This is a genomic window from Chitinophaga sp. S165, assembly GCF_003182155.1.
GTDB lineage: Bacteria > Bacteroidota > Bacteroidia > Chitinophagales > Chitinophagaceae > Chitinophaga.
Genome location: NZ_QGTG01000001.1, coordinates 1,718,677 through 1,736,461 on the forward strand (window position 1 = coordinate 1,718,677; position 17,785 = coordinate 1,736,461).

General features: G+C 46.3%; 10 protein-coding genes. All 10 read right to left on the reverse strand.

Going from position 1 to position 17,785, the window contains the following annotated elements; translation table 11 throughout:
* Window positions 1–13: 13 nt before the first annotated feature.
* The 10 genes from pgmB to C7475_RS06350 all read right to left on the reverse strand — a co-directional run bounded on the left by pgmB (window position 14) and on the right by C7475_RS06350 (window position 17,428).
* Window positions 14–676, reverse strand: coding sequence for a beta-phosphoglucomutase (gene pgmB, locus C7475_RS06305; protein ID WP_110052345.1), 663 nt, complete (start codon window positions 674–676; stop codon window positions 14–16).
* A gap of 26 nt (window positions 677–702) precedes the next feature.
* Window positions 703–2,562 (reverse strand): glycoside hydrolase family 13 protein, encoded by a 1,860-nt coding sequence (locus C7475_RS06310; protein WP_110052349.1) that lies wholly within the window; start codon window positions 2,560–2,562, stop codon window positions 703–705.
* Between the two features lie 82 nt (window positions 2,563–2,644).
* The gene (locus C7475_RS06315; RefSeq protein ID WP_110052351.1) at window positions 2,645–3,682 is read right to left on the reverse strand and encodes a SusE domain-containing protein; all 1,038 of its coding nucleotides are present in this window, start codon (window positions 3,680–3,682) and stop codon (window positions 2,645–2,647) included.
* A gap of 42 nt (window positions 3,683–3,724) precedes the next feature.
* Window positions 3,725–5,317, reverse strand: a complete 1,593-nt coding sequence (locus tag C7475_RS06320) for a RagB/SusD family nutrient uptake outer membrane protein (RefSeq protein WP_110052353.1) — start codon at window positions 5,315–5,317, stop codon at window positions 3,725–3,727.
* Between the two features lie 19 nt (window positions 5,318–5,336).
* A complete protein-coding gene (locus tag C7475_RS06325) occupies window positions 5,337–8,300 on the reverse strand; it encodes a TonB-dependent receptor (protein WP_110052356.1) in 2,964 nt (987 codons plus the stop codon).
* Window positions 8,301–8,853: 553 nt separating this feature from the next.
* Window positions 8,854–9,885, reverse strand: a complete 1,032-nt coding sequence (locus C7475_RS06330) for a LacI family DNA-binding transcriptional regulator (RefSeq protein ID WP_110052358.1) — start codon at window positions 9,883–9,885, stop codon at window positions 8,854–8,856.
* A 1,084-nt stretch (window positions 9,886–10,969) separates the two neighbouring features.
* Window positions 10,970–12,439 carry an efflux transporter outer membrane subunit gene (locus C7475_RS06335; protein ID WP_110052360.1) on the reverse strand — a complete coding sequence of 490 codons (1,470 nt, stop codon included), beginning with the start codon at window positions 12,437–12,439 and terminating at the stop codon, window positions 10,970–10,972.
* The gene (locus tag C7475_RS06340) at window positions 12,436–15,624 is read right to left on the reverse strand and encodes an efflux RND transporter permease subunit (RefSeq protein ID WP_110052362.1); all 3,189 of its coding nucleotides are present in this window, start codon (window positions 15,622–15,624) and stop codon (window positions 12,436–12,438) included. The genes C7475_RS06335 and C7475_RS06340 overlap by 4 nt, the downstream gene beginning before the upstream one ends.
* An 11-nt stretch (window positions 15,625–15,635) precedes the next feature.
* Window positions 15,636–16,769, reverse strand: coding sequence for an efflux RND transporter periplasmic adaptor subunit (locus C7475_RS06345; RefSeq protein ID WP_110052365.1), 1,134 nt, complete (start codon window positions 16,767–16,769; stop codon window positions 15,636–15,638).
* 59 nt (window positions 16,770–16,828) lie between these two features.
* Window positions 16,829–17,428: a TetR/AcrR family transcriptional regulator gene (locus C7475_RS06350; protein ID WP_110052367.1), complete on the reverse strand. Its 600-nt coding sequence runs from the start codon at window positions 17,426–17,428 to the stop codon at window positions 16,829–16,831.
* Window positions 17,429–17,785 lie beyond the last annotated feature (357 nt).

A 17,785-nucleotide genomic window follows, 5' to 3' on the forward strand; every position in this document is an offset into this window, starting at 1 on the left:
GCAAAGGCATTTTTTATTTTGAGTTGTATAAATTGGTCAGTATTTGAATATCGATCTCCCGCAGGCTTTCGACAACCAGGTCAGCCTCGTGCAGCAACTCCTTCTCCCCTATACCCACGACTTTCATTCCTCCTGATTTGGCGGCCTCTATACCAGCAATGGCGTCTTCAAACACGATACACCTTTCAGGAGATACACCCAAAGCCTCCGCTCCTTTCAGAAATACTTCCGGATCTGGTTTCGAGGCGGATACCATATTACCGTCCACTACCACATCAAACAGGGGCAGAATACCCACCTTTTCCAGTATAATACCTGCATTCTTGCTGGCCGATCCAAGCGCAGTTTTTATACCTGCCGCCCGCAGACTTTCCAGTAATTCTTTTGCACCCGGCAGTATTTCGTCCGGCGTCATCTGATGCACCATGTCCACATACCAGTCGTTCTTCCGGGTAGCCAGTTCGTGCTGCTCTTCCGGAGATTTTTCCATACCGCCCCATCCCAGGATGAGCTCCAGGGATTGTACACGGCTGATACCTTTCAGCTTTTCATTCTGTGCTTCTGTAAAACTGAATCCCAGTTCGTTGGCTAGTCTCTTCCAGGCCTTGAAATGATAGACTGCTGTATCTACTATTACGCCATCGAGATCAAAAATGCATGCTGCTATTCCTTGCATATATTCAGGTAAATCTTTTATTAATATTATCGCTGCAACTCCATCACAACTGTGCTCTCTGCAGGAATACGGAGGCTGTCTGACAGGCTGAAACTATCCCCCGAAATGATATCCTTTGCACTGGAGAAACCACTGGTCCTTTCCATAAACCTGCTCGTAGATAATGCGATCTCTTTTGCATTCGGGTTCAGTACGATCATCACCGTCTTTTCCGCATTGTAACGGAAATAGGTATAGACATTATCCTGCGGGATGTATTGCATCAGTTTTCCTGTTTGTAGTACCGGGTTATTCTTCCTGTAATTAGCCAGTTTGCTGACATAATCATGTAACTCGTTCTCTTCTGCATTGCGACCGGCAGTTGTGAATTTATTCTGCGTATCACCAGCCCATCCACCTTTGAAGTCTTCCCTCACCAGTCCGTCCGGATTGCTGAAGTTCTTCATGCCTATCTCGGCGCCATAATACAACTGCGGGATACCACGGGTAGTCATTAACCAGGCCAGGGCAGCTTTATATTTGTTCTTATTGCCGTTTACGACAGAGTAAAAACGGCTCAGATCATGATTGTCCAGGAATACCACATTACGCATAGGGTCCTGGTACTGATAATCCTGCACCAGTGTAGCATACAGCTTCACAACACCATCATCCCAACCCGGTTTCTCATTCAGCGCTGCACCAATAGCCCAGAGGCTCTGGAAATCGGTAGTGCCAGGCAGCTGTGTATCGAATGCCCTGTTAACTGTATTTCCCTGGGTAAAAAAGACCTGTTCGGGGCCGCTGTGTACCCACACCTCGCCAAAGAAGGTAAAGCCCGGATATGCGGCTTTAATGGCCTTTCCCCATTCTGCCATAAAATCGGCATCGTTATACGGGTAGGTATCCAGTCGGAAAGCGTCCACACCGGCATACTCTATCCACCAGATATGACTTTGCGTAAAGTACCTGCGTACATATGGGTTAGACTGGTCCATGTCGGGCATATGTAAGTCAAACCAGCCCTCGGTCATCTGTTTTCTGTCGGCAGCTGCACTGTATGGGTCCATCAAAGGAGCAGCCCTGAAATTAGACCTGGTGAATGCCGGCCATTGATGTACCCAATTCTTCATTGGCAGATCTTTCATGGTCCAGTGCTGACTGCCAATGTGATTATGCACAAGGTCCTGCACCAGTTTCATCCCCCGCTTATGCAGACTGTCGGCCAGTACTTTATACAGTTCATTGGATCCGAAACGCGGATCAATGCGATAGTTTTCCGTAGCCGCATAACCATGATAGGAAGCCGCAGGCTGATCGTTTGTAACGAGTGGCGTCATCCACAATGCGGTCACTCCCAGCGACTGCAGGTATCCCAGATGATCAATGATACCTTGTATATCGCCGCCATGACGTTTATACATGGAATCTCTGCTCAACGATGTTTCCTGCATTCCTTTGACGATATCATTGCTTTTATCGCCATTAGCAAAACGGTCAGGCATGATCAGGTATACCAGGTCACTGCTGTTCACGCCCTGCGCTTTAATACCTTCTTCCCGTTTCTTCAGCTCATACTGATAAACAAGATCCTTCTGCCCCTTCTGTCTGAATACAATGGGGAACGTTCCCGGAACAGTTGAAGAAGAGATAGTAATATCAACGAACAAATAATTCTGATTCTCTACCTTATGCACTTCTCCCAGTGTTACGCCAGGATAGCTGATCGATACTTCACGTGTGGCAATCTTATCTCCATGCACGATCAGCTGCACCATTGGGTCCTGCATACCTGTCCACCAGAAAGCGGGTTCTATCCTTTCCAGTTTGGGCACCTGTGCTATGGATGTACAAACAGTGGTCAGCATCAGGATAATGGTCAATAAAATTCTTCTCGTCTGTAACATGCGTGTTGAGTCTTCTGTTGTTTAAGATAATGCAGCCCGGCAGATTGGGACCGGGCTGCATTTTTCATGCAATCATTCTATCCTATAAAGCAAGTGTGTAAATGTAGTTGCCGGGATTGTTCAGGTCCATTGTGATGGTATATGTTCCGGCAGTTTCAATATTAATGGCGCCGGTACTCCCGGCGGTCAGCACCCCGTTATTGTCATCATCGCTCAGTGCAATGGTGTTGGCGTTATTAGCTCTGAAGTAGAAGTTGCCGGCCTGCAGCGCAGTTGTCACACTCCATTTTTTTGTGGCCGCATCGAAGGTCATTGTTTTGTCCGCCCCGCCTGTAGCACTACCGGTAATACTCCAGGTAGTGTTCGTGAGCGACCATGTCAATGTATTCAGGTTAGCCGTCAACCGGTAATAACCTGCTTCTGCGGCTTTCATATTATTACTTCCATTTGACACCATAGCGCCACCGCCACCATCACCATAATTAACATCCCAGCTCTTGGCAGCGGCTACTTTAAACTCGGTATTGGCATCTGGAAAATGGAGATAGCCTTCATATACTTTATCGTTATTTACAGAAGCCAATGCACCCAGACGCGGATCGTCGAAAGACCATCCTTCATATGCGCCGGGCACATAAACGGAAGGATATACCTTCGGTACATAGTATGGTGTAACGGTCAGCAGTACACTGTCAGAATATACTTCATCGCCAATAGTATCCACGGCAGCTTTTACACGGATCACCAACTCATGTTGGCGGCCAGCGGCCAGTCCCATATTATTGATAACCTGGTTCAGCGCAGCAACTGTAAATGTTTTGTTCAGACTATTGTTTGCACTGAAAGCTTCAGCAGGCTGTCTGAAGCCATTGCCTTTCTCATCGATCTGTAAGGTATAGTTTACTACGGCCCTGTATCCCCAGTCGGCGGAGGCCGTCCAGGAATAAGTCACGGCATCTTCTCCGGCGGTTGCTTCTGAAAAAGTAAACTCAGTGGCCGTAGCGGAAAATGTAGGTGCAGTACCCGTCTTCACCTGTGTGAAGCTGTCTTGTTTTTCGCAGGAGAGTAAACCTATCACACAAAAGCTTCCTGCTATTATTTTATTCAACCAGGCATTCATGATGCGAGTATTTTGATATTGTGGTTAAATGCTGTTTTGCGATCAATAATCCTTGTTCTGGATCAGATTAGGATTAGCCACCAGTGCACTGGTAGGTATCGGGTATACGTTACGGAAATCTGCTACAGAAGTACCTGCTGCTACTCCGCCCTTGAACGGCCATACATAAGTGCTTCCGGTGAACAGTCCATAACGGATCAGGTCTGTTCTGCGATGCCCTTCCCAGTATAGTTCACGTCCTCTTTCTTCCAGGATGAATTTCAGATTCAGTTCACCGGCGGTGATGTTACCTGAAGTGTTACCGTATGCCCTTTCCCGCAGCTCATTGATATAACCAAGTGCAGTTGTTGTGCTGCCTCCGGTACCGCCACGTAATACTGCTTCTGCATAGGTCAGGTACATTTCTGCAAGACGCATCAGTGGGAAGTCCGTATCTACGAATGTAGAATTGGAACCATCTGCACCTTTAGATGTTTTATTGGACCATTTGGTAATAGCATAACCATCAGTGAATGTTCCCAGGTCGGCAATAGTTTTGTTCTGACCATCGGTATGGAACATCGCACGTTTATCAGTAGCACCGGTGAGATCAGTAAACAGGTTCACAAAAGCACTGGTAGTACGTAAACCACCCCAGCCACTGTTCACACCGAAATCTGCCGCATTCATATTACCACCTACAGCCGCATGTACCAGGTAAGTAGTACCGCCGTAAGTCTGTGTACGCGTACCGTCGAAGTTAGCGGTAAGCAGGAACTCAGACTGAGAAGTGGCATTATTATCGGCCTTGAACATATTTGCATAACTGGCTGCCAGTGTATAACCGGAGGTGATCACTTTGCTGCTGTAATCAACCGCTTCTGTATAACGGTCAGTACCTGTATATACGGCTGCATTGAGATATAACTTCGCCAGCAGCGCCCATACACAGGCTTTGTCGGCACGGCCATATTCATTGGTATGCGCGTCCACCATCTCCCCTTCTATATCTTTCAGTTCACGTTCTATGTAAGCGAAGAGGTCTGCACGGGAGATCTGGTTAGGATAATAGTACGCCACTTCATTACTATCTGTTACAAATGGTACACTGCCAAACAGGTCCATCGCATGATAGTATGTCAATGCACGCAGGAAGCGGGCCTCTGCACGGAAGGTCTTTGCAGTCGCCTGGTCTTTATCGGCAATGCCGTTACTACCCAGATTAGCGTCAGACGTTTGCCTGATGAACTCATTACACTGTGCTATCTGGTAGAACAAGCGGGAGAACATGGCATTAATAAAGTTATCGTCCGCAGTCCAGTCCATCTGGTGGAAGTCCTGCAGGGTACCATCATTCCAGCCGATCACCGCTTCATCTGTAGGTAATTCCTGCATCTGGAAATAACCGCGGATATAACTTGATGTACCTTCATCGATACCGGTGATATCAGGGCTACCGGTAGGACCTACCTGTCCGGTCACTGAAAAGCCTCCATACAATTTGGCGAGGATAGGCTTGTAATTGTTAAAGTCTTTATATACGCTGGCAGATGTAGCTTCTGTGATTGGCGTACGATCCAGGTCTTTGGTACAGGAAGCCAGTCCCCATGCCATTGCTCCGGCCAGTACTATCTGATATATGAATTTCTTGGTCATAACGTTTCCTGTTTGTTAATTAAAAATCGAGGTTAACACCTAGAGAATACACACGTGGACGAGGATAGAACTTATCATCTATACCACTGAACACTTCCGGGTCCTGGCCGCTGTACTTCGTGATCACAAATACGTTCTGTACGTTGAAGTTCAGGCGTAATCCCAGTTTGTCGTGCATCAGGCGGCCGAAGTCATAACCGAGGTTGAGGTAATCCATACGGAGGAAGGAACCGTTTTCCACGTAGTAATCAGACCAGTATTGCGTGGTGGCGAACTTTGTGGACATTACATTCCTAGACAGATTAGCCAGGTAGTTACTGTTCTGGAAGGTTTTGTAAGATCCGTTGTTCGATGCCTGGTTGTTGTAGATGTAGTTGCCCAGATTACTGCGTACGCTAAAACCGAGGCTCCATTGTTTGTAATTGAACTGGGAATTGAAGTTCAGGTATACGAGCGGATTGGAAGATTTGTAACGGTATTTATCATCCGAAGTAATGGCGCCATCACCATTTGTATCTTCATACACACCTTCTATCGGATTGCCACTCTTGTCATATACCTGTTTGTATACGTAGAAAGAATTGATCTGGTGTCCTACAGAGTTGATCTGTATATTATTTCCCGTACCACCGCTGATATTACCTGTAGCAATACCTACAGAAGTATCTGACTTGGCTTTGGAAAGAGAAAGTATCTGGTTCTTGTTATAAGTGACATTGAAACCTGCGTCCCAGCGGAAGTCTTTGGTTTCAATCGGTGTAGCATTGATAATGAATTCCACACCTCTGTTCTCCAGGCTACCGATGTTGGTATAGAGTGTATTGGTCAGGTTCGTACCGGCAGGTGTAGTTACATCGGCCAGCAGGTCGGTGGTTTTCTTGTAGTAGAAGTCAATACTACCGGAGATCCTGTTGTTCAGGAAACCATAGTCTAATGCTACGTTGTAAGTAGCAGTCTGTTCCCATTTGATATTCTGATCGTATCCGGCAGCACGTAGTGTTTTATAAAAAGCATCACCTAACTGGTAAGAGGAGTTTGCATCACCATAAGTATAGCGGGATAACGCAGCGTATTCTTTACCGACACCGATGTTTTCCTGGCCCGTCACACCATATCCCAGTCTCAGTTTCAAGTCGGAAAATGTCTTTGAATCTTTCAGGAAAGACTCGTCTTTCAGCTTCCATGCAAATGCTACAGAAGGGAAATTGCCCCAATGCTGTTTGAAACGGGAGGTACCATCACGACGCATCGTGAAGGTCAGCAGATATTTTTCGTTGAATGTATAGTTCAAACGACCGAAGAAAGATACGAGTGTATGTTGCGCTTCACTGTAGTTACCGGCAGCAGTAGTAGTATCGCCGCTTTCATCAAGTGTCGGATAACCAGGAGTGGCAATGATGAAATCCTGGTAGGAATAACCGCCCATTACATCGATGCGGCTTTTGATACCTTTCAGGTCTTTTGCATAGTTCAGGTAGAAGTCAAATAACTTGTTCTTCATCTCCTGAGAGTAATGTTTGTAAGAACCGCCGGTACCGTTATAGTAAGCCAATGCAGCATACTTGGGAATGTTGGTATTACCTTCTCCTTTCTGATAGTCATACCCCATATTCAGGTTAGCATGCAGTTCTGGCAGGAAGTGAAATTTATAGTCAAACTGGATATTACCGATACTTCTTTTCACTTCGGATCTATCTACTTTCTGTTCCAGCATCGCTACAGGATTTTTGGTAGCAAGGTCATACAGTTTACCGTTATACAACCATTCGTAGTAGCCTCCAAATGTTGCACTATCCGTGCGTACAGGCTTGGTAGGATCGTAGGCGATAGCGGCATTGATAGCTCCCTGGTCGGCAAAGCGGTTATCGGCCATAGAGCCTTTTACGTTCACATTTATCTTCAGATGATCATTGAATAAACTAGGAGAAAGGTTGATGGAAGCCGACTTTCTTTCCAGATTGGATGTTTTCAGGATACCATCCTGATTCAGGTAACCCACTGAAATGCGGTAAGGTAATTTCTTCCAGGAACCGCTAAGAGCAAGATTGTTATCACTGCTAAGCGCAGACTGGTATATTTCCTTCTGCCAGTTAGTATTAGCAGTACCCAGCAGCGCAATCTGTGCAGGAGTGCCATTCGCTTTTACCACATCAGTAAACTCACTTGCATTTAATACTGGTGAATAGCCGGTTACTTTTGCAACTGCATTGGTAGAGCTGAAAGAAACGCGGAACTTATCGCCCAGACGGCCTTTTTTGGTAGTGATGATGATAACGCCATTGGATGCGCGGGAACCGTAGATCGCGGTAGCAGAGGCGTCTTTCAGTACGTTGAAAGATTCAATATCATTCGGGTTGATAAGACTTAATCCGTTGGACTGTCCGCTTACGTTGTTATTATCCAGCGGCACTCCGTCAACGATGATAAGAGGATCATTTGTAGCATTCAGAGATGCACCTCCACGTACGCGGATAGTACTACCAGCTCCGGGAGCACCACCATTGGAGGTGATCTGTACACCGGGAACTTTACCGGTGATCAGCTGTTCCGGAGAGGCTAAAGGTCCTTTGTTAAAGTCTTTGGTAGAAACAACAGCTATAGCGCCTGTGAGGTCGCTCTTTTTCTGTGTACCGTAACCAACTACTACAATCTCGTTCAGACCTTTGGTATCTGCTTTCAACTGCAAGGTAAGCGGTGCTGCATGATTGCCTGCATTTACAGGCAGCTCAAACGTTTCATACCCCATAATACGCGCCACCACAACGATATTGCCTGGTGCCACACCATTGATGGTGAAGTTACCCCCGGCATCAGCAGTAGCGTTCTTGCTGGTGCCTTTGATGAAGACGGTGGCGCCGGGAATCGGCTGCCCTGTTTCGTCCGTCACTTTTCCGCTGATACTGCCCGATTGTGCATAGGTTAAAAGGGACATCAACACGAAACACAGCAGAAATGCAAAACTGGCAAAGCGTGTTCTTTTCATTGATCGATTAATTAGTTGATAAGAAATTTGTTTCACAATAGTTCACTGCCGGACTTTTTAAGCAAAGTCCCCCCCTGTCGAATTTTTTTAAATTCAACAACTATGGATTCTTCTTGTCGTGATTAAACCGGTTACTGACCGTTACCTGTTTTCCCAGAGGTCCGGAGTTATTCCGGAAGTTCAATAGTTACGTGCCGATGATCTGTCATTTTTCCCGGGATGATCCGGGTAGCATAACCTTTTCCCGGCCGTCCCGGATGCTGCCATCCGGCCTTGTCTGAATGCTGTAATTGCTTTAAGTAGGATTCATTTTGGCTTATTTTTCATTTCCGGGAACGTTCCCGGAGCGTGGAACACTTTTGCTAAAGTAGAGTATTTCCTGAATAGTGTAACATTCTGAAACACTTTTTTTTAAAAAAAAGTTAAAAAGTGACAGAGAAATAGAGGGACAAGACAAGTTAAATCAAATTCAATTAATTGATAAACAATTAATTGAATTCAAAAGCACATATAACAAGTGAAATGTAGTTGCTTTCACTTTCTTTCTTTTTGCTTACTCCCTTCCGGCAGCCCCTGCTTTTACACCGGTAGAGGATGTTCTTGGGATCAATTTAGAGCTAAGTACGACCTGATCATTAATCGGAGTGTCACTTTCCAGGGCTTTGAAGAGTAGCTGGGCGGCATTCGTACCCAGGTCATAAGCCGGTTGTGTAATGGTAGATAATGCAGGGTTGAGCAGTGATGCAATTTCCAGACTGGAGAAACTAACGATCTTAATATCTTCCGGTATCCGGATCCCCAGGTCGTGACAAACGTAGTAACTGGAGATAGCCAGACGTTCTACGGAAGCTAGCAGACCATCTGGACGCTGTTCTTTCAATACCTTCGACAGTATTTCAAAGTTCTGGTCATAGTCATTCGAACAGTCTATTACCAGGTGTGTGTTGTACTCAATGCCGGCGTCTTTCAATGCATCCTGGTACCCCTGCATACGGACATTACCAATTGACAAGCTTTTGTTGATCACCAGGAAAGCGATCTCCTTACAGCCCATTTCTATCAGGTGACGCGTAGCGGCAAAGCTGCTGTCATAGTCATCCGTAGTCACTTTAGGTACATCGATATCATCGTATACCCTATCGAAGAATACAAGTGGGATATGCTTATTATCAAGCCTGTTCAGGTATTTGTGATCATTCGCCTCACCGGAAGCCGACATGATGATGCCATCCACACGGCCATTATAGAGCTTATCGATGAACGTTACCTCTTTCTGATACTCATCATCTGTCACATAGATCAGTGTATGATAGCCCTTTTCCCGCGCTACGCGTTCTATACCGTGGATGGCTTGTGAGAAGAAGTTATTGGCTAGTTCTGGCACTATGATAGCTATCGTTTTGCTCTTTTTCTCTCTCAGGTTGCTGGCATGATGGTTCGGCTGGTAATTGAACTCTTTAGCCATAGCAAGTATCCTTGCCTTCGTTTCAGGATTGATGTCACTGTTACCTCTGAATGCTCTTGAAACCGTGGAAGTAGACAAGTTCAGTTTTTCCGCTAACCTTTTAATATCAACGCGATCCATTGCTAAAGTCGTTTAAATAGGCTCAACGGCCAAATTAATCAAATTAGCTGAAAGCTTGGGGAGTTATTACAGATATCCCATCCTTTGTTCCAGATCGCTGGAAAGGTGCAGGGTCGCTGTGATTATTGCCCCTCTTGCACGGATTATCCTGTATTCCTGATCGCTGGAAGGTGCAGGGTCGCTGTGATTATTGCCCCTCTTGCATGGATTATCCTGTATTCCTGATCGCTGGAAAGGTGCAGGTGGGATCGCTGGCTGTAGTTCTTTGAAGTTCCTTCCTATCGGGCGTTTAGGGGCGTATTGGACTTTTTAATACCCTATTGAACCCCTTGTACGTCGCATCAGCCCACTTCAAATAACTAAGGCCAGGATCTCCACCTGCACACTTTCCTTGCTACCAATTAGTATAATTCCTCTTTTTTTAAGGGGCAAGCAATTATCAGGTCTTAAGCCGGTTTTATGAAACTTCAGTCCCTCCGATTCCCAAAACGACATATTCAATTCATTTACAGCTAATTATAAACAGCTATTCTCATACAAAACGCTTCAAAGTGTCTCTGAGCAGGCTTTGATCTCTATATCTCCATATCGTGAAACCGCCATCTGGCCGTCACTTTACCGTCATATGTATATCCTTTCGATATAGAGATGCCCCTAAAATGATATGGAAGTGACGGTGAAGCGATATGGACGAAGCGAGAAAAGGCCCTGTAGACAAGGATATAAGGCCGATAAAACGATGAAAACGCAATACAGTAGGTTATTAAGGAGAAACCGACAAGAAGAAACGGAGCGAGGAACAAGTGGCGGCAGCTCACTCCTGCCATAGTTTGGGAGACCGGCCGCAGTGAGCATTCGGTTGGAAATCACTGGCCTCAGTTGTTTGAAGTATGCTGATGCGACGTACAAGGGGTTTAATGGTTATTCAAAAGCTAAACACGCCCCGAAACGTCCAATAGCACGTAACTTCAAAGAACTGCAGCCTGTGATTCCAACCGAACTGCGAGCTAGAAGGTCAGCGCTGGAATCACTGTAAGCCTCATCCGCGTAAATCCATTCGCGTAAGCCCCTATCCGCAAAAAAGCTATTTCCAGCCCCCTCCCACTGAACGGTAAAGATCCACAGTAGCATCCAGCTGTGCTCTCTTGATAGACGCTATCTCCAATTCACTCTGCAACACATTACTCTGTGCCGTTATTACTTCGAGGTAGTTCGCAAGGCCATTCCGGAACAACAGCTGTGCATTCTGTATGGCTTCCTGCAAAGTATTTACACGATCAGTAGCCAGCTGTTGCTGCTGCTGTAACTTCTCAAGTTTTACCAGTTGGTCTGAGACTTCGCCTACAGCAGTGAGTACGGACTGCCGGAAACGGATCACCGTTTGCACACGATTGATCTTCGCCGTTTCATATTCTGTTCTTAGTTTCTTTTGCTGGAACAGCGGTTGTGTAATGCCGCCCATTACAGCACCAAACAGTGAGGCAGGAATCGTGAACCAGTCGCTCGCCTTGATGGCATCCAGCCCGCCTTGTGCAGTAACCGTTAATGATGGGTACATACTTGCTTTAGAGAAGCCCACCTCCGCATTTGCTCTCCTGAGTGCCAGCTCGGACATCTTCACATCGGGTCTGTGGCTTAACAGATCTGATGGTACACCAGCGCCCAGTTTGTTGCTAAGCGGAATGGCGTCCAGCCTTTTGCTGCGCTGTACTGCTGCCGGTAGCTCTCCACTTATCAGGCGTAGCGCATTTTCCTGTATGGCGATCTGCTGCTCGAACTGAGGTACCAGACCTGCGGCCACCAATCGTTGCGCTTGCGCCTGTTGTAATGCCAGCTGAGTAACCTGCCCTGCCTGTCGTTGCAGACGGATGATCTCAAGTGTGCTGTCATTCAGTGATACGTTCCGTTTGGCAATGGCCAGTTGTGCATCCAGCATTAACAGATTATAGTACCCTTTTGCTATGTCGCTGATCACCTGTGTTTGTACTACCTTGCGGGCCTCTTCTGTGCGCAGGTATTCTGCCAGTGCAGCACTTTTATAACTGCGGATCTTCCCCCATATGTCGGCCTCCCAGGAAAGAGAGGAGGCCACGGTATAATCTTCAATGTGTGATTTCTGGAGGAACGCGTTGAGCGTAAAACCTGTCAGACTATTATCTGACGGCCTGCTGGTGGAAGCGCCCACCTGTAGTCCGACAGATGGAAAGAAGGCCGCCTTCACCTGTCCCAATATAAGGCGGGAAGCTTCTATGTTCTTAATAGCGATCTGCAGATCGAAGTTGTTCTTCAGTGCATTATCGATCAGTGTTCTTAATTCCGGATCAGTAAAAAATTCCTGCCAGGGCAGATCAGCGATCCGTGATGTTGTATCTGTTGCTATGTCTCTGTATGTTGCAGTAGTTAATCCGTTGTCCGGAGGAGGAATGTCTTTTGATACCCTGCAACTTCCCAGCAGATCCAATAAGAGCAGACCTGCCGCTATCTGATATATTGACTGATGCTTCAATTTATGTTTCAATTTATATTTCGATTGATGCTTCGACTGATTACTCATGATTCGACAAGATTTAGAGATTCTTTGTGAACAGCTGCATGCGGAGCGATCGGCTTACGGCTGATCTTTTCATGCAAGGCCTGGAAGATGACGAACAGTACGGGAATGATGAATAATCCCATCACTACGCCGCTCAGCATACCTCCGGCAGCGCCAATGCTGATAGAGTGGTTACCGTTTGCAGAAGGCCCCTGTGCCCGCATCATAGGAATGATACCTACTACGAAGGCAAAGGAAGTCATGATGATAGGGCGTATGCGCAGGCTTGCAGCTTCCAGTGCAGAGGCAACCAATGGATGTCCGTCGCGCCTGCGTTGTACGGCAAATTCCACGATCAGGATAGCGTTCTTGGCGAGGAGGCCTATTAGCATGATCAGCGCTACCTGTATGTAGATGTTATTCTCGATACCGGCTAATCCGATAGCGATGAATACCCCGAAAATACCTGTTGGAATAGACAGCAATACGGCAAATGGAAGAATATAACTTTCATATTGTGCCGCCAGCAGGAAGAATACAAAGAGGAGACACAAACTGAAGATGATGACTGATTGTCCGCCGGAAGAGATCTGTTCTTTGGTCAGACCAGAGTATTCAAAAGTGTAACCTTCCGGCAGCGCTATTTTGGAGACTTCATCCACTGCGCGGATGGCATCGCCGGAACTGAAACCGGGTTTAGGCATTACTGTTACAGCAATTGAATTAAAGAGATTATAACGGGTGGCGGTTTCCGGACCGTACACTCTCTTAAAACTGACCAATGTATTGATGGGGACCATCTCACCACCTGCATTCTTCACATAGATACCATCAATTTTTGTAGGATCATTACGGTACTGCACGTCCGCCTGTGCCACTACTCTGTAGTATTTCCCAAAACGATTGAAGTCAGATGCCTGTATGCTGCCAAAGTAGGTCTGCATAGTTTGCAGAATATCCCGCACACTAACACCTAATTGTTTAGCTTTGAATTTATCTACTTCAATGTTGTATTGAGGATAATCTGATCTGAAAGTGGTGAAGGCGACCGCTACTTCTTTACGTTGCATCAACGCACCCATAAATTTGTTAGCGATGCCGCTGAATTTATTGAACTCACTATTACCAGTACGGTCCTGCAATACAACGTCCAGGCCTTCCACATTACTGAACCCGGGAATAGATGGGAACTCAAATACAAAACTGGAAGCACCTTTTATCGCTGCCAGTTTACCATATGTAGCGCCGATTATTTCGGGGATTGTTTTAGCCGGTCCCCGCTCTCCTACTGGTTTCAGCAGAATAAATATGATTGCAGCATTAGGTGTATTTGAATATGTCAGGAAGTTGAATCCTGATGCAACATTCACGGAGCTTACCTGCGGCAGGGAACTTACGGCTCTCTGTATTTCGTCCGTTACTTCATCCATCCTGGATGCGGAAGAACCTGCAGGTATAGTGGAAGCGATGGCCAGGAACCCGACATCTTCAGTAGGAATAAATCCTGTAGGCGTTTTTCTGACCATGTAAATGGCGACAGCTGCTACTAACGCCAGACCACCTATAGCCAGCCATTTTCTTTTTATCAGAAAACGAAGACTGCCTACATACTTGTTCGTGAGATTATGAAAGCCGGTATTAAAGGCCACAAAGAAGCGCTCCTTAAAGTTTTTAGGAGCTATTGAATGTTCGTGCTCATCATGCTTCAGATCTCTCAGCAACAGGGCGCATAACGCAGGACTTAGTGTCAACGCATTTACTGCCGAGATAACGATAGCGATGGCCAATGTAAAGGCAAACTGCCGGTAAAAGAGGCCGGTTGCGCCTTTCATCAGACCGATAGGCAGGAACACGGCGGACATGATCAGCGTGATGGAAATAATAGCGCCTGTGATCTCATGCATAGCAGATAAAGTCGCTTCTTCAACAGGCAATCGTTCACGCTCCATCTTCGAATGGACGGCTTCCACAACAACGATCGCATCATCGACCACGATCCCTATCGCCAGTACCAGCGCGAATAAGGTCAGCAGATTTATCGTGAACCCTAACAGGTCCATAAAGAAGAAAGTTCCCACAATAGCAACAGGTACTGCAATGGCAGGAATGAGTGTAGAACGGAAATCCTGCAGGAAGAGGAACACCACGATGAATACCAGCACGAATGCTTCTATCAGCGTATGCAGCACCTGTTCTATAGAAGCATCCAGCGCTCTCTTGGTATTATAGATTGGCATGTTCTTAATGCCTTTGGGGAATTTCTTTTCTGCCTTCGCCAGCAGTTTGTTCACCTGGATCTGTATTTCGTTGGCATTGGAACCAGACAGCTGTGAAATAACAAGTGTTGCGGCAGGCTTGCCGTCCAGCTTACTATGACTTGTATATGTGTAAGCCCCGAACTCTACTCTGGCAACGTCTTTCAGCTTCAGCATGGAACCGTCGGGATTAGCGCGGATGATCATATCCTCATATCCCTCTGGTCTGTTCAGTTTACCGTCATACTTGATCACGTATTCAAAAGCTTCGTCACTGGCTTCACCAAACTTTCCCGGAGCGGCTTCCAGGTTCTGATCGTCAATAGCTCTCAGCACTTCCTGGGTAGAGAGATTATATGCCGCCATCTGCGCTGGCTTCAGCCAGATACGCATGGAATAATCTTTATTGCCCCCAAAGAGGAATGCTCTTCCGACGCCCTGTATCCTTTTGATATCGGGCAGAATATTAATGTTAACGTAATTGGTGAGGAAGGTCTCATCATAACGTTTTGCATCTTCACTATAGATAGTGTTCACCTGCATCAGGCTGTTCACCTGTTTAGACGTAACGATACCCCGCTGTACTACTTCCGGCGGCAGCTGACTGGTAGCCTGTGATACCCTGTTCTGTACATTCACGGATGCCTGATCCGGATCAGTACCAGACTTAAAAAAGATAGAGATCACAAGAGAGCCGTCATTACTTGCTGTGGAGCTCATATAGCTCATATCTTCCACGCCGTTAATGGCTTCTTCAAGAGATGGGGCAACAGCGCGCAGGATGGTTTCAGCATTAGCGCCGGGGTAATAGGCGGTTACCTGCACTGCAGGCGGGGCTATATCGGGGAAACGCTCTAATGGCAGCGAGAGCATTCCCATAATACCCAGAATAACGAGTATGGAGGAAACGACCGTCGCCAGTACGGGCCTTTCAATAAATTTCTTCAACATGGTTAATTGGATTAATTGTGTACAACTTGATTAACAGAATCAGGAGCAAGGGGCTGCGGCTGAATGATCTCTCCTTCATGTACATGGTCCAGGCCATCAAACACGATATGGTCGCCAGCTTTCAGGCCTTCTTTTACCAGGTAGTTGGTACCGCTTCTGCCGGCAATGAGAATAGGCTGTTTAACAATTCTGTTGCTATCGCCTACCAGGTATACAAAGATCTTATCCTGCATTTCCATGGTGGCCGCCTGTGGTACGGTAACTGTATTATCGATCTTCAGCGCGAGCCTTAACTTACCGGTATTACCGGAACGCAGGAGACCATCTTCATTTTTGAAAGTGGCGCGCACAGTAATAGCTCCTGTAGTGCGATCAAACTGGCCATCTATCATATCGATCCTTCCCTTAAGGCTGTAAGAGCTGTCGTCGGGCATTATCAGTTCTACGTCAGGTACCTGTTTCAGTTTTTCCGCCAATGTCTTACCGGCATATTTTGTTTTGAAAAGGATGAAGTCCGTTTCACCTAAAGCAAAATAAACATGGACATTATGTACATCAGACAGGTTAGTCAGTGAAGTAGGATCTTCGGGCGATACCAGGCTACCCTGTTTTCTCAATATGCGTCCGATAAAACCGCTGACAGGCGCTTTGATCAATGTGTAACCGAGGTTGATCTCTGCGGCGGCAATATCTGCTTTCGCCTGTTCTACATTACCCTGTGCTATCTGCTTTGCAGATTGCGCGGTCTTCAGCTGATAGTCTGCTACGACCTGGTGCTCTACCAGTGGCGTCAGCTTCTCGATTTCGATCTGAGCGTTGGACAATGCACCTTCTGCAGCATGTAGTCTGGCTTTGGCATTATTGAGCCTTTCGCGGTACGGCGCATCATTGATCTTAAACAATGTCTGGCCGGCCTTCACGTAAGCGCCTTCATCTACAAAGACATGGTCAAGCGTTCCGCTCACCTGTGGGCGGATCTCGATATTAATGGCCCCTTCAATAGAAGCCGGATATTCCTGGTAAGTAGTTGCTTCTCCGGAACTGACCTGTATAACAGGTAATGACTGTATCTGCGCAGTCGGTTGTGGTGTTTTTGGGGCACAGGCAGACAATACCACAAGGGCAATTAAATTGTTCACTTTCATAATTCGTATTTGACGGTGTTAGATTCTATAATGATGTTAGAGGGTTAATCAAAAAAAAATCAATCAGCAACAGAAGCCGTCACGTTTCTGATAGCGTTTAATAACACCTGTTGGTTGAAATCGCTGCTATTGCCTTTATACACCAGATTGAGTGATATAAGGCCATGTACGACCGACCACATAAAAAAGTACATTTCGGATATCTGTTCTTCCGAACGTTGATGTTCCGCCATGATCTGCCTGATCACTTTACGGACCAATGTAGCAGGACCTTCTATTTCGGGCATGGTGTTGTTATCGCAGCATCCGTGTGTGCCGATGCCGAACATCAGCTGATAGAATTCCTTTTCTGCGAATGCGAAATTCCAGTAGGCCATCCACATGTTCTCCAATTGCTTTTCGGGCAGATCATCTTCCAATTGTGCCCTGTACATGTTTCCGGCCAGCTGCACAAATCCTATCTTCGCCAGTTCCATTAATATGGCTTCTTTGTTGAGGAAGTAATCATATATCACCGGCGGTGTATGCTCTATCATGTCAGCTATTTTCCGCATGCTGACTGCCTGCCATCCATGTTCTTTGGCAATGCTCAAAGCGGCTTCCAGAATGTTGGTGCGGCTCTCTTCTTTAAGACGTAGTCTTCTTTCTTTAACTCCCATAACTGATTTGTTATTATTATTTATTCACCGGCTATCCGGTCAATGCTGTCGTAAAATGGCATAGGCGATCCTGGTGGTTTCCTGCATTCTTCGCAGTACCATTCACATGACTATGCATAACATTCACTTGGGAACAGACTATTTAGTCTCTTGTATAAAGAAAAAAACAGCCCCTTTCACAAGGCTGTTTACGTTAATATCGATTTGTTCGTTTTAAACCAGGCTATATGCTGCCAGTTCTTTTTTCATTGCTTTCACTACTGTCTTCATTGGCAGCGGGCTACCGTCACGCGTGACATCAAGGTAGCTCCTTCTATTGTTGCGAACATCTTCAAGGTCATCTCTTCTGGATTGATG

Coding starts and splice junctions, on each gene's coding strand:
- C7475_RS06345 (WP_110052365.1), bottom strand. CDS start 16,769: ATGAAAGTGAACAATTTAATTGCCCTTGTGGTATTGTCTGCCTGTGCC.
- C7475_RS06320 (WP_110052353.1), bottom strand. CDS start 5,317: ATGACCAAGAAATTCATATATCAGATAGTACTGGCCGGAGCAATGGCA.
- C7475_RS06315 (WP_110052351.1), bottom strand. CDS start 3,682: ATGAATGCCTGGTTGAATAAAATAATAGCAGGAAGCTTTTGTGTGATA.
- pgmB (WP_110052345.1), bottom strand. CDS start 676: ATGCAAGGAATAGCAGCATGCATTTTTGATCTCGATGGCGTAATAGTA.
- C7475_RS06340 (WP_110052362.1), bottom strand. CDS start 15,624: ATGTTGAAGAAATTTATTGAAAGGCCCGTACTGGCGACGGTCGTTTCC.
- C7475_RS06330 (WP_110052358.1), bottom strand. CDS start 9,885: ATGGATCGCGTTGATATTAAAAGGTTAGCGGAAAAACTGAACTTGTCT.
- C7475_RS06350 (WP_110052367.1), bottom strand. CDS start 17,428: ATGGGAGTTAAAGAAAGAAGACTACGTCTTAAAGAAGAGAGCCGCACC.
- C7475_RS06310 (WP_110052349.1), bottom strand. CDS start 2,562: ATGTTACAGACGAGAAGAATTTTATTGACCATTATCCTGATGCTGACC.
- C7475_RS06335 (WP_110052360.1), bottom strand. CDS start 12,439: ATGAGTAATCAGTCGAAGCATCAATCGAAATATAAATTGAAACATAAA.
- C7475_RS06325 (WP_110052356.1), bottom strand. CDS start 8,300: ATGAAAAGAACACGCTTTGCCAGTTTTGCATTTCTGCTGTGTTTCGTG.